The organism is Paenibacillus sp. EB106-04-04-XG159 (assembly GCF_058791835.1).
Genome location: NZ_JBYTDY010000002.1, coordinates 47,562 through 61,022, shown reverse-complemented (window position 1 = coordinate 61,022; position 13,461 = coordinate 47,562). Strand labels below are relative to the sequence as shown.

13 protein-coding genes and 1 pseudogene are annotated in these 13,461 nt (G+C 47.0%); 4 read left to right on the top strand and 10 right to left on the bottom strand.

The window, feature by feature from the left end; genetic code table 11:
* Positions 1-3: 3 nt before the first annotated feature.
* The 8 genes from AC3WTP_RS02515 to AC3WTP_RS02480 form a co-directional block, all read right to left on the bottom strand.
* Complete coding sequence (locus AC3WTP_RS02515; protein ID WP_492393014.1) at positions 4-1,134, bottom strand: mandelate racemase/muconate lactonizing enzyme family protein; 1,131 nt, start codon at positions 1,132-1,134, stop codon at positions 4-6.
* Between the two features lie 697 nt (positions 1,135-1,831).
* Positions 1,832-2,914 carry a lactonase family protein gene (locus AC3WTP_RS02510; RefSeq protein WP_492393013.1) on the bottom strand — a complete coding sequence of 361 codons (1,083 nt, stop codon included), beginning with the start codon at positions 2,912-2,914 and terminating at the stop codon, positions 1,832-1,834.
* 89 nt (positions 2,915-3,003) lie between these two features.
* Positions 3,004-3,594, bottom strand: a complete 591-nt coding sequence (locus AC3WTP_RS02505) for a hypothetical protein (protein WP_492393012.1) — start codon at positions 3,592-3,594, stop codon at positions 3,004-3,006.
* 230 nt (positions 3,595-3,824) lie between these two features.
* The gene (locus AC3WTP_RS02500) at positions 3,825-4,214 is read right to left on the bottom strand and encodes a VOC family protein (RefSeq protein WP_492393011.1); all 390 of its coding nucleotides are present in this window, start codon (positions 4,212-4,214) and stop codon (positions 3,825-3,827) included.
* Positions 4,215-4,266: 52 nt separating this feature from the next.
* Positions 4,267-4,815 carry a GNAT family N-acetyltransferase gene (locus tag AC3WTP_RS02495; RefSeq protein ID WP_492393010.1) on the bottom strand — a complete coding sequence of 183 codons (549 nt, stop codon included), beginning with the start codon at positions 4,813-4,815 and terminating at the stop codon, positions 4,267-4,269.
* A 187-nt stretch (positions 4,816-5,002) separates the two neighbouring features.
* Positions 5,003-5,455, bottom strand: a complete 453-nt coding sequence (locus AC3WTP_RS02490; RefSeq protein ID WP_492393009.1) for a UPF0158 family protein — start codon at positions 5,453-5,455, stop codon at positions 5,003-5,005.
* Positions 5,456-5,788: 333 nt separating this feature from the next.
* Positions 5,789-6,574 carry an ABC transporter ATP-binding protein gene (locus AC3WTP_RS02485; RefSeq protein ID WP_492393008.1) on the bottom strand — a complete coding sequence of 262 codons (786 nt, stop codon included), beginning with the start codon at positions 6,572-6,574 and terminating at the stop codon, positions 5,789-5,791.
* Positions 6,575-6,684: 110 nt separating this feature from the next.
* Entirely contained in the window at positions 6,685-7,677 is a 993-nt protein-coding gene (locus AC3WTP_RS02480) for an iron-hydroxamate ABC transporter substrate-binding protein (protein WP_492393007.1), read from the bottom strand.
* Positions 7,678-7,886: 209 nt separating this feature from the next.
* On the opposite strand from AC3WTP_RS02480, the gene AC3WTP_RS02475 reads away from it, so the two are divergent.
* The 3 genes from AC3WTP_RS02475 to AC3WTP_RS02465 all read left to right on the top strand — a co-directional run bounded on the left by AC3WTP_RS02475 (position 7,887) and on the right by AC3WTP_RS02465 (position 10,391).
* On the top strand, positions 7,887-8,939 hold the full coding sequence (locus AC3WTP_RS02475; protein WP_492393006.1) for a FecCD family ABC transporter permease: 1,053 nt from the start codon (positions 7,887-7,889) through the stop codon (positions 8,937-8,939).
* Positions 8,936-9,961 carry a FecCD family ABC transporter permease gene (locus AC3WTP_RS02470; RefSeq protein ID WP_492393005.1) on the top strand — a complete coding sequence of 342 codons (1,026 nt, stop codon included), beginning with the start codon at positions 8,936-8,938 and terminating at the stop codon, positions 9,959-9,961. Before AC3WTP_RS02475 ends, AC3WTP_RS02470 begins: the two co-directional genes overlap by 4 nt.
* A 142-nt stretch (positions 9,962-10,103) precedes the next feature.
* Positions 10,104-10,391: a phosphatidylinositol kinase gene (locus AC3WTP_RS02465; RefSeq protein ID WP_492393004.1), complete on the top strand. Its 288-nt coding sequence runs from the start codon at positions 10,104-10,106 to the stop codon at positions 10,389-10,391.
* 124 nt (positions 10,392-10,515) lie between these two features.
* Here AC3WTP_RS02465 and AC3WTP_RS02460 read toward each other — a convergent pair.
* Positions 10,516-11,238, bottom strand: a pseudogene (locus AC3WTP_RS02460) (MBL fold metallo-hydrolase).
* Between the two features lie 232 nt (positions 11,239-11,470).
* Here AC3WTP_RS02460 and AC3WTP_RS02455 point away from each other — a divergent pair.
* Positions 11,471-12,244 carry a patatin-like phospholipase family protein gene (locus AC3WTP_RS02455; RefSeq protein ID WP_492393003.1) on the top strand — a complete coding sequence of 258 codons (774 nt, stop codon included), beginning with the start codon at positions 11,471-11,473 and terminating at the stop codon, positions 12,242-12,244.
* Positions 12,245-12,250: 6 nt separating this feature from the next.
* Here AC3WTP_RS02455 and AC3WTP_RS02450 read toward each other — a convergent pair whose 3' ends face one another.
* Positions 12,251-13,441, bottom strand: coding sequence for a benzoate/H(+) symporter BenE family transporter (locus tag AC3WTP_RS02450; RefSeq protein ID WP_492393002.1), 1,191 nt, complete (start codon positions 13,439-13,441; stop codon positions 12,251-12,253).
* Positions 13,442-13,461: the final 20 nt, after the last annotated feature.

Below are 13,461 nucleotides of genomic sequence, written 5' to 3'. Positions count from 1 at the left end.
GACTCATCCTCTTCCCTCTGAACTATAATGCTGCAGCTTGCTTTCGCTGATGACACAGCCAATGCCGGGACGATTCGGCAGCGAAACTACAGATTCATTCACGATTGGGCCGTCTTCAACCGGGTCATCCTGCAGGAAGATCGGTCCATTCAAGTCAACTGGAATATGAATGCCTAGATAATTAAATAGATGCGCGCTCGCGGTTAATCCGATAGATGATTCCGTTAGACCGCCTCCCAGCAGCCCAAGTCCTGCTTCGCGAGCAAGCTCTCCGCACAGCTTCGCTGGCATAAGTCCGCCCATCTTCGTAAGCTTAATCACGACTGTGTCGCAAGCTTCAAGGCGTATCGCCTGCATCATATCACTTGCGGACCAAACGCTCTCGTCGAGCGCGATCGGCACATCGGAACGGCGGCGAAGCTCAGCATGCCCGAGCAGATTGTTGGCTTTCAGCGGCTGCTCAAACACATCTACGCCAATTCTCGCCATCTCCTTCACGATCCGAAGTGCCTGCGGCAGATCGTAAGCCTGATTCGCGTCGACACGAAAATATAGATCGGGAGCCTCCGCCTTCACCGCCTCTAGCACAGCAACATCCTGGCTTGGGTTCAATCCAATCTTGACGTCGAGGGCGGTGTATCCATTCTCTTTCGCATGCCGCGCCATCCGCGCTGCTTCCTCCGGGTTACGCGTCGTGATCAAGTAAGAAAGCTCGATGCCTGGCTTTCCATCCGCATACCATAGTTCCGGCAACGACTTATTGTCCAGCTTGCCGATCAGATCATGCAGCGCCATATCCACAGCGGCTTTCGCGATCGGCTGGCCTCCGCTTACACCTGCTGCGATTATACTGTTCATCGCTCTGTGCATTCCTCGTAGATCATGGACCGGCTTGCCCAATAGAGCAGGACCTAAGTATTGCCGTATCGTCGATACAACGGTCTCCAACGTTTCATAGCTCCAGCGGTGGCTGGGACGCGCCTCCCCCCAACCGCATAATCCATTTTCCGCCGTGACTTTAACATAGATGTGAGGGGCTCCTTGAGATACATCGCCTACCGTTCCGCCAGAGATGGCGAAGCTTCGTTTCATAGGCAGCATCAGCGGGAATGCTTCTACTTTCTGAACGTGCATCATAAGTTCTCCTTCCATATCAGTCACAGAGAAGAGGGAACTGCTCCATGTGCTTTTATTATAATAGATATAGAAGGTGACGTCATAAATATTTACATTTCCACCAATAAAGTGAACACGAGGTCAGTTCCCCATTCCTGCTCACTTCATGATTCCATAGATCCAGTGCCCCGGCGGGGGCCCTCGAACGGCTGAGACGTCGATTTTCTACGTCTCAGCACGCTGAAGGGGCTTTTTTTGCCCCGAGACGTCGTTTTTTTACGTCTCAGGCTTGGTTTCCGCCCCAACGGGGGCGCTCGGGCGACTGAGATGTCGATTTTCTACGTCTCAGCCCGCTGGAGAGGCTTTTTTGCCCCCGAGACGTCGTTTTTTTACGTCTCAGGCTTGGTTTCCGCCCCAACGGGGGCGCTCGGGCGGCTGAGACGTCGATTTTCTACGTCTCAGCCCGCTAACGGGGCTTTTTTGCTCCCGAGACGTCATTTTTTTACGTCTCAGGCTTGGTTTCCGCCTCGGCGGGGGCACTTGGGCAGTTGAGACGTCGATTTTCTACGTCTCAGCCCGCTGGCGGAGTCCCCCCATCTTTCCCAATATATGACCACACAAAAAAAGCAGCGACGAGAAACGAGTTAATCTGAAAGCTATCTTCAGATCAACCGTACTCATCACTGCTATTTTTACGTTCATCAACAGCCTGCTTCTACATCCAATATGCCCATACACATACCGGCTTAGATACTTGAACGGAATGCCCGGTGTATGCAAGCTTGCCGGATACCGGATCCACTTTAAAGACTGCCATATTGTTCGTATCGCGGTTTGCCGCGATAAGATAACGACCGCCTGGCAGGATGGAGAAATGACGCGGGTGCTGCCCTTGCGAAGATACGTGCTCGACTAGCGACAATTTTCCAGTAGTGGAATCTACCGCATACACCACGATGCTGTCATGCCCGCGATTAGATCCGTACAAGAAGTTTCCGTCTGCCGAGATTGTAACTTCTGCGCATGAATTATTTCCAGACTCGCCTTCTGGCAGGGTAGAAACGGTCTCAATTGCATTCAACGTTCCGTTATCCACATCGTACTCAAACACGGTGAATGTAGAGTCCAACTCATTGATCACATACGCGAACTTACCGTTCGGATGAAATACCATATGTCGCGGACCCGCTCCTGGTTGAAGCGCCGTATCCCCATGGTGTACAAGCTTACCAGCTGCTTGATCCACCTTATATGCGCGGATAAGATCTAGTCCCAGATCACAGACGAATAAATACCGCTCGTCAGGGCTATAGAAGGAAGAGTGTGGATGCGGCTTGTCATCCCCAGCACGATTCACATTTCTGCTGTCATGCTGCTGAATATCTAACAGCTCGCTCACGCCACCCTCTTCTGCTAGAGCGACCAAGCTTACGGATCCTTTATGATAGCTCGTCAGCGTTATGTATCGATTATCACTGCTGCGCTGAATATGGCAAGCCGGACCGTTCAACGCGTAAGCTCGGCTCGTTTCGGTCAATGTTCCATCTGTCGGTTGAATCGCGTATGAAATAGCATCGCTTGTCTTCGAGCCATCTTCAGCTGCAGTTTCAGCGATTGCATACAGAATATGATTGGATGGGTCTACATTCAGAAATGTAGGATTCTTCAATCCCGCTACGGAATGAAGCTGTTTAAGCTCTCCACGTTCTTCGTTAAACTCGTATACATATACCCCATCTGAGGACGCTTCCGCGTAAGATCCTACAAACACCAGCATACGCTGTTCTTGACTAGCCATTAAATAACCTCCACTTTGTCTTGTTTATAGCACAATTGTATCATCATCTAGGCTGACTCGACAAAGTACTTTCGCAATCTGTTTAGCTGTTATCTGATTAGGGATGTAACAATCAGCGGAAGGACTAACGTTTCTGTATCGCTAATGAGGCTGAGTTCAGTAATCATATTATCTTTCGAATGCTCTTTGATAGCAAACGAAACAACAAAATAATCCCCGCTCACTTGCTCCTTAAGCAGAGCATCGAATATGTTAATCTCAATCTTATTCGCTTGATTCGAATTAACACCATACACTATCAAGTACTCACCGCTATCTGTGCGAAGGAAGATTCCATCTTGAATGTTCGTTCCGACTCCATAATGTTTATATTGATATTTATTCGTAATCTCATTCTGTGCATATAGAGCATAACCTAATCTCGGATTAGCTGCTGCTGGTGCAGTCTGTTCGAACAGCAACATTCGATAGTTGTCGATATTCGCTGTACTCTTGATTACAATCTCAATGTCCTCATCGCCTAATGCGTTCAAACGGTCCAACAGATCATCAGCAAGTTCATGATTATCTAGAGTATACTCGGAAAAGGAGAAACTCCATATTCCAGCTGCGGAGATCACCACCGCAAGTGCGAGGAGAATCAGCTTTTTCCGCAAATCCTTATTAATAGGAGCATTCATGCGAACCACCTCGTTTTCAAGATAAACACTAACATGGAACTTCCTAGGTGATATTGGCTGCGATCTCGCACAAGGTTATCTGTATGGCACACCAATGCGAATTGAGCGATTCCAACAGAAGATTCAAGCGCCTCGCCTAACGATAAAGTAAATCGATGACATGACTACTTAAGAACGGAATATCCCCTAGCCGCAGCACTCACCGACTGCAGATAGGGGATATTATGGTTCTAAACGTTGTCCGTTCTTGTATGCCATTCAATCAGATTAATAGGATTGCCGTCGGGATCGTATACATCAAAGTCTTGGTGAACATGCATCTCGGAGGACCAATTATTCAAGTCTCCAACTTGAATTCCGCGCTGTTTAAACAGATCATATAATTCCGCGACATTGCTGCAGTTGAGATTAAAAGCCGGATATCTCAGTGGTTGAAGCTCATCCGTCTCTATCAATGTAAGCAAAGGCGAGTGTTCACTGATGAAGTAATTAGCACCCCTGCCTTCGTCCCATTGCTCCACATCTCGCAGTTGAAGTCCAAGCACGTCAGAGTAGAAAGGTATCGACATATCCAGATTGCTTACTCTAATAAATACTGCACCTAAGAATTGAATCCCCATGCTCTCTCCTCCTTAACCTACTACATAACGAATCTCGACGAATAGCTAGAGATTACTTGTCATACGTCCAATCACAAGCGAGCATGCCATACACAATATGATCGACATAGCGATCACCTAGCCATTCCGCTTGCCGTATCGTTCCTTCGTTCGTAAAGCCTAGTCTTTCAGGGATAGCTCGACTCTTCACATTATGTACTCCAGCTCTAATCTCCACCCGATTCAATTCCATTTCCGTAAATGCATACTGAATCAACTCTCGACACGATGCCGTCATAATGCCTAACCCTTGATATTCAGCTCCCAACCAGTATCCGATCGACGTCTTCTTATTCTGCCAATCCACACTATGGAATCCGGTACAGCCAGCCAAACGATCTTGATAGAATATTCCGCAATTGAATCCGTTATGACTAGCATATTGCTTTAACGTGAACTCGATATAGTCCTCTATCTGCTTCGGACAGCTTGTACGATGAATCCACATCAACCATTCTCCCAAATACTCGCGGTTACGATTTGCTAGCGCATACAGCTCATCAGCATGTCTAAGCTCAAGCATTCGAAGCTTAATATCATGGTTAACCTGGTAGTAGAACATAGCCTGCCTCCTATCTCCATATTCCTGTATGCGCTAGTTTCGCCATCAAGACTGTTATTTCCTGCTCTTCATTCCATATAAGTACCTATCTATGAATATCAAATGATCGCATGTGACCTACACCCTGTTAAAGTCACAAAAAAACGCAATGGACTGCGCCATCGCGTTTGATCTATTGCTTACTCGGTTATGATTTAACGGTAACCTTTACACCGACTGACTCCAGCCACTTCAATACACGTTCACGATGCTTCGATTGAACGTAAGCATAATACCGTTCCGACTCCTCCGAGTTCATCAACAGCATGTCCTTATACTTGCGAAATACGTTTCTTCTCCCTTTTAGCACGTTTGCAAGCTGTTCTTGAAACTCGGTATTCGCTACGGTCTTCGTAAACTCATAAATATCGCTTGAACCCTCACTCAGTGAGACATGCGGAATCAGGAAATAAGTTTCATTCATCCCCATCTCTATTTTCTCCCTGAACTCGCGGTCTCCTTTCTTCTTTCCATCCTCATTCACCATCACGATATCGCCAGTGCTGGCATCTAAGTAATATTGAAAACCTTCCGATTTGACACTATGTGTATAGACGATCTCGTCGAACTGAAACTTCGTCAACGTCAATTCTTGATTCATGACCTCATCCTCCTATAACCTTGGAAACATCTAATATAGCATTTCCAGTGGAACAATGCGATATGAAACATCAAGACGCCTCGAAGGAACGACTATAACGACGATGAATCACTTTATCTTTTCGGATGCGGACACACGATCCGTTATTCCATACAAATGCCGCCATTTCACCCTGCTCGCGGACCGTGGTTCCGCTGTTTGTTACAATTCAACTGATAATCATACATGTTGGAGCAAATAACGGCATCTGTGTCCACCAAACGCACAAAAGAGATTACCATCAGCAAAATAGCGGCTCGTGTGTCCATCTCAAAGGAGCAATCATCTGAACACCTATTTCAACAGATCATAAGTGACGCACATCGGCTTATTGGTTCGTGGATCACGGCCAATCTCAGCGTCGATCTGAAACACTTCCTTCAGCACATCCGCCTGTATCACCTCTTCACAGGTTCCCGCTTTGACAATGTGACCGCCCTTCATCGCAATGATATTATCCGAGAATCGAGCGGCTTGATTCAGATCGTGCAAGACCATGATAATCGTTCGCTGCTGCTCTTGATTCAAGCTTTGCAACAGCTCCAGCACTTCTAACTGATGCGCCATATCCAAATAAGTAGTAGGCTCGTCCAGAAAAATGATCTCGGTTTCTTGCGCTAATGCCATCGCGATCCATACCCGCTGACGTTGTCCGCCTGACAATGAATCAACAAGCCGTGTGCGGAATTCATCCGTGCCCGTTACCTTTAGCGCCCAATCGATGACCTCATAATCTTTCTGCGTCAACCGGCCAAACCCCTTCTGATACGGAAAGCGGCCATAGGAAACTAACTCTGTAACTGTCAGCCCGCTACCGCTGTCAGGCAATTGAGGCAGAATGGCCATCTTCTGCGCCAGCTCCTTCGTATTCTCGCTTGTTATGGATTTGCCATTGAGCAATACATGACCGGACTGGTGAGGAATGATACGGGTGATGGCTTTCAGCAAAGTCGATTTCCCGCAGCCATTCGGTCCGATAATGGTCGTGATCTGTTGATTAGGAAACGCGACGCTCAGATTATTAACGATAAACTGTTGGTTATACCCAATACTCAGATTCTCTGTAAGCAAACGGTTCATATCATATCTTCCTTTACTATGTGTTGACCTGTTGCAGCCGACCCTATTTCATATCGCAAAAATAGACGGTTGCGCTAACCGTCTACTTAAGTGTATCTCTACGGAACTCCTTATTTCACGAGGCTTTCCAGAACGTCATCGATGATTTGATTGTTTGCCGTAACACCAGTATACAGCCAGCTTGAATCAGGAGAATATTCGTACACGTTTCCGTTCTTAACGGCAGGTATGTTTTTCCACAACGAATTATCCAACGCTGTCGAGCCGCTGGAAGTATCGCTGTTGATCAAGAAGATGTGATCCGCATCCAATTCAACCAATTTCTCTAAGGAGATAGGGCTCCAGTTTCCAGTCGCGTTCGCAGAGATCTCTTCTACTACCGCAGGAACTTTTAATCCAAGATCCTCATAAAGAACTGCGCCGCTGGATAGGTTCTTACTTACGACGAAGAACTGATTGTTCACCAGCCAGATCGCCGCCACAGACTGATTTCCAACCGAACTCTCAATTTTATCTTTAGCCGCTTTGGCCTTTTCGTCATACTTCGTGAGCGTGTCTTGAGCCTCTTGCTTCTTATCGAATATTTCGCCGACAGTGAGCAACTCTTGACGCCAGTCATTATTCATATCCGTCCCTATCACATAGGTTGGGGCAATCTTAGAATATGTCTCATACTTTCCGCCTTCTACCATGCTAGCGGAATCCATGATGATTAAATCCGGTGAGAAGCTCTCAACAGCTTCAAACGGCAGATCATGAGGAATTGTAGGAACTCCAGCTAGATCCCCTTGTAAATAGCCTTGCACGCTGGATCCGTCATTTACAGACCATTGAGCAACTGGTTTGATGCCCAAGGCAACGAGATTATCTTCAAGATAGGAAGCGATCACTCGCTCCGGCTTCGCAGGAATTGTTACTTGATGGCCCATCGCATCCGTTAATACGCGCCCTGCTTCAACAGTATCCTTATTCGCTTGTCCCGCATTCTCTGTGGATGCATTTTCCGACGTATCTTTACCATTTCCGCAAGCAGCCAAAGCTACTGACAGGATGCACACACATAATACCAATAAATATTTCTTCTTATTCAGGTTAAAACTCATATTGCTGCACTTCCTCTTTGCGAGTTAATAGAAATAATTGCTGTTCTAAATGATAACTATTTTCATTCTCAATTACAACCCGGATCAGCAATTACCATAATGTACATTCACAATAATGATGAATGATTGCCTAACATTGAGATTTATTTCTCATTACTTTATAATGATAACGGTTCTCATTTCTTTGCCGTATAGAAAGAAGGATATTCATGATTAACGGAGATTCATTAGCGAAACCATCAGAGGATTCGAAAATAAAACAGCGCAGCAGACCGTTATTAGCCTCCGCCATATTAATACTAGGCTCTGGATTATTATTCTTATCCATAATCGCCTCTATTCATTTTGGAGCTTCCGATGTCGACTTCAAGACGGTATGGCAGAGCTTATTTTCATACGATGATACGATTTCCTCCCACATTATCATTCGAGAGTTAAGATTGCCTCGTGCGATTGCAGCCGCATTAGTAGGAGCAGCACTAGCTGTATCCGGCGCTATTATGCAAGGAATGACACGGAACCCGCTCGCTTCACCTGACATTATGGGGGTAACTGCCGGTTCGGCATTTATGATGGCGATCGCGTTCGCGCTATTTCCTGGCGCACCTTATACGATGTTAATGCTCTGTTCCTTTGTCGGTGCCGGATTAGGGACAGGCCTTGTGTTTGGCATCACGTCTCTCTCGAAAGGCGGACTATCTCCTGTCAAGCTGGCGCTAGCCGGTTCAGCGATCACGTCTCTATTAAGCGCGCTCTCAACCGCTATTGGGATCAAATTCAACGTAGCTAAGGAAATAAACTTTTGGTACGCTGGCGGCGTTGCTGGGGTGCAGATGTCCACGATAAAGGCTGTCCTGCCGGTTGTCATCATTGGCATAGGTCTAGCCATCATAATGTCTCGCTCCATTACGATCTTAAGCTTGGGAGAAGATGTAGCTAAAGGCCTAGGTCAGCGTACAGGAAGAGTCAAGCTGTTGGGTACTATAACCGTCCTGATTCTGACGGGTGTCGCTGTTTCCATTGCAGGCATGATTGGCTTCGTTGGTCTCGTTATCCCGCATATTACACGCTTCCTAGTAGGAATGGATTATCGCTGGATTATTCCATGCTCCGCCGTGCTTGGAGGAATATTGCTCGTCTTGGCCGATATTGTCGGACGAATGATCAATGCCCCCTTCGAAACACCGGTCGGTGCGGTAACCGCTATTATAGGCGTGCCATTCTTTCTATATCTTGCGCGTAAGGACGGGAGAAGTTTATGATCAGGCAGCATGATAAGCAAAATATAAAAACTTGGTATATCGGTATCACACTGTTCATCCTCATCGCGATCATGTTCTTTGTCAGTCTTAATGCGGGGTACATAAAGATCCCTTTAGAGGATGTTATAAAATCAATATTCGGTATTAGTGAAGGACGATCCGATCTAGTGCTGTTTGAATTCCGCTTGCCGCGCATGGTATTGGCTTTGCTCATAGGCGCAGGAATAGCGGTAGCTGGGGCGATCCTGCAGAGTATCTCACAGAATCCGCTCGCCGACCCTGGAATATTAGGTATTAATGCAGGCGCTGGATTCGCGGTTGTACTCTACATGTTCTTTTTTCAGGGTACAGCCTTTATCACCGGCAAGCTATCGATCTTTGCATTGCCCTTTGCAGCATTAATCGGCGCCTTTGTCGCTGCGATGCTCATCTATATTCTTGCTTGGAAAAATAAAGGGGTAACACCGACACGTCTTATCCTGGTCGGGATCGGGGTCAATGCCGCATTTAGCGCAGGATTGATCGTACTGCAGATGAAGATGGATCCGAACGACTTTATGGATGCCCTCGTGTGGTTGTCTGGTTCCATATGGGGAACCAACTGGACATTCGTATTGAGCTTATTGCCTTGGATCGTCCTATTGATCCCTCTGGCCATCTACAAATCGCGTACGCTGGACATTCTCAGATTAGGCGATCCCATCGCGATCGGTTTAGGAGCACATGTAGAGCGAGATCGACGCATACTGCTGCTCATTGCTGTAGCACTAGCTGGCGCTTGTGTAGCCGCAGGTGGAGGAATTACCTTCTTAGGATTAATCGCGCCTCATCTTGCAAAGCGGCTCGTAGGTGCTCGACACGCACGTATAATTCCGATCTCAGCTCTGCTTGGCGCACTCTTGCTCCTATCGGCTGATGCATTGGGTCGTGTCATTATCGCACCTGCTGAATTACCTGTAGGACTCGTCGTATCGATACTTGGAGCCCCCTACTTTATCTACTTATTAATCAAGACGAATTAGGAGCACAGATCATATGAGTTATGTCGCCCTTTTTTTGGGCATATTGGGCGGTATCCTTACCATTAGATAGGCATTCGCCGTGAGCGCTCTAGATAATAGTCCATAGACTGATGATGAATAAACAATCATTGGGAGGTTGCACATGGACCCTAACTTTTTACGAGATGCTTGCATGACTTGTATGAATAAATATGTTGGAATTCACACGAATGACGGTCATTCGCACGATGGATTTATTGCTCATGTCGATCAAGACGGTGTCACGCTTGCGATTCCGACGGATGAGATGATGACCGGTATGCCAGCTCAGCCTTCAACCTACAGGCAGTTTGGATTTCATCCTGGATTTTTCCCGAGACGTCGCTTTTTCTTTAGAAGATTCCCGTTTCCATTTATCTCAAGCCTGTTCCTGCTGCCTTTCTTCATCTGATGTAAGAGAACGCCCATGGCCCTGCATTGGTCATGGGCTCTTCCTTGCATACCTGTCTGGGCGTACACTACAGTAAAGGGCTGCCCTCTAGTCAATTCATGACTTCAGGACAGCCCACTCTCATTTATTCAGATGGCTCAACGAGCTTCTGCAGCTGCTCCTTAACATCTACATAACTTAAGCCTCCGTGATAACAGATCACCCGCTCAATATCTAGGTCTAGAAGCTTCTTAAGCGAATCAAGGGCAATATCCATATCCAATGTGGCTCTTGGAACAGGGCCTCTCAAGCTTCCATTCGCACGGATCATCGCATCACCTGCAACTAGTGTACGGCTTGTTTTCAGATACAAGCAGATATGACCAGGGGTGTGACCCGGAGTATGTATAACACGCAAGCCGCCGCAATCAGGCAGCTCTTGCCCGTCCTCCAACGTTATATCGACCTTAGCTCTCGGAGGATTCTCATAGATATACTTCATCGCTGCGGGAAGCGACTCCCACTCATCGCTGCTCATGCGTTTCCGATCGGTCTTAAGGAGAGGCAGCGTCCCCTCAATATACGGCTTATCCATCTCATGCGCATAAACGGCTATGTGCTGGTTAGAACCCTGAACAATTTCCTGAATACTTCCGATATGGTCTATATCCTGATGAGTCAGGATCACTGCCTTCAAGCGTTCATAGGGAACTCCCGCCTTATTCATCGCCTCGCGTATGGCTTACGCTTGACCTGGCATTCCGGTATCAATCAGTATTGCGGTGTCCTCATCCCAGATCAGTGTTGGATTCAATATGAACCCCTGGATGTTAAGTTCTAGCATGGAAACTCCATCAGCAATGTTTATCATGTTCTCCTCCTATATGGATAAGATCAACTCTGACTACCAAAATAGTTTTACCATGCGCAGAACACCAAGTCAATTAGCAAAATATATATCATATCACAAAAATAAATATTTGTCAATTACCGATTGAATGCGATTCTACATAACGTTGCACATACATGGATCGAAAAGATATTATGTCTATATACTGCCATATTATGATTTGTGCGATCGATCTGTAGGAGGGACCATCATGAAAAAGGTCGGACTTGCTTTAGGCGGAGGCGCTGTTCGAGGATTAGCTCATATTGGAGTGTTCAAAGTACTGAAGCAATATCAGATTCCAATCGAATTTATCGCGGGAACGAGCATGGGCGGCGCTATCGGTGGGCTCGTAGCGGCTGGAATAGATATCGAAGAGGTGGAGGAATTCGCATTATCGCTGCCTTCCTACCGCCTCATGGAGTTGGGATACAGAAAGAAGAGCATTCTCGGCGGAGATAAGGTATTCAACATGCTGCTTCAATTTCTAGAGGAGAAGGGGCTTGGTGATTTTAAAATCGAGGATACCCGGATTCCATTTCGAGCAGTATCTGTTGATCTTATGAGCGGACAGCAATATATATTTGATCAAGGGGACTTAAGAATCGCTATCCGCGCAACAACAGCAGTACCCGGTGTATTCGCTCCAGTCACCTACGAGGATAAAGTACTCGTCGATGGCTGTGTACTGAATCAAGTGCCTGCGGATATCGTACGGGATGCAGGCGCGTCCATCGTCCTGGCGGTAGATGTGGGACCAGAGCTCCAAGAGACGGAGCCAAAAAGCATGTTTGACGTTATGTTCCGCTCATTGAACATCATGATGCTGGACAATGTTCGTCGTACGCTTCCATATGCGGATATTGTATTCAGACCGGATGTCGGTCAAGTGATGTCCTATGATCTGAAGAAGATTAGACAATGCATCGACGCAGGCAAACAAGATGCAGAAGCACGTATTGCCGAACTCCTGCATCTGCTCTAATTGAGATTACGACAGTTGTTTCTCTTTGCCTTCACCCAGCCATTTGGCCGTTAACGAGCCTGCCAGCAGGCACCATACGGGAGCGGTGATGCCGAGAAACGACACATTCGAAACTGCGATAGCAAATGTAAAAGCTGTAGCATATCGATAGGAGCTCGCGCTGAAGGCGGATTGCATACTTTGAATAAACACGCCCAGCAATGAGAAGCCCGTTATGAGATGGATAAAGGATAGCGGCAAAATATTGATAAAGGCAATCACCTTCCATGCAAACAATCCGAACAGCGCGACCAGTATGCCCGACATGATAGCAGCATAGTAGCGATGTTTCCTCGGGCCAGCCTCATCACTGCTGCACAGAGTGGTCATCATCCCGCCTATATTAATGGCATGACTGCCGAAAAATGCTGCTAACGCCGAAGCAATACCGTTGATCGTAATCGTCTTTCGTATGGAAGGCTCGAAGCCATTCTTACGAAGAGCTGCCAATGCGACGAATAGATCATTGCTGAGTACCAATATCGTCAAGGGCAGCGCGATCGAAACGAAGCCATTCATAGAAAATGACGGTACGATCAAGCTTGGCATCGCAAATGGGATATGCTCCCATGGCGGAAAGTCATAACTTATCCATAGCCCTATTAAGGCAAAGGCAATAACGCCTAATACAGGCGGAACCTGCTTGAATATCTTCGGAACGATGAAGAATCCCAGCAGCGCCATTCCGCCAACGATGGGAGCCGTATTGAAGGTAGGCACGATCTTTACGATATGAACGAAGATCAGTCCTGCCAGCATCGCATCCATAATCGGCTTAGGCAGCAGTTCAAACAATTTGCTGGATATGCCAGTTATGCCGAACAATGCGATCAGCAGCCCTGCCATGATGCTTGCTCCTGCCAGCTCCTGTACCGTAAAATGAATCCCCGATGTGCTTAAGAAGGCAACTGCTGTAATCGAATGCGCGCCGCCGAATGGAGTCTTATACAGAATGGACAAGACGATATTCAGTATTCCACCGATAAAATAAACCGCGAACAACCAGGAAACGAGCTCAGCGCTCGTATAACCCGCCGCTTCTGCACTGCTTACGATGAGCACAGCCCCGCCAGTACAGGCCATTAAAGCCGACAGTATACCTGCGAACACATTTTGTGTATTGAAATGCAACTTGAGATTTCTATTAAGCCTGCTCACTTCATCTCTCTTCCTTCTCT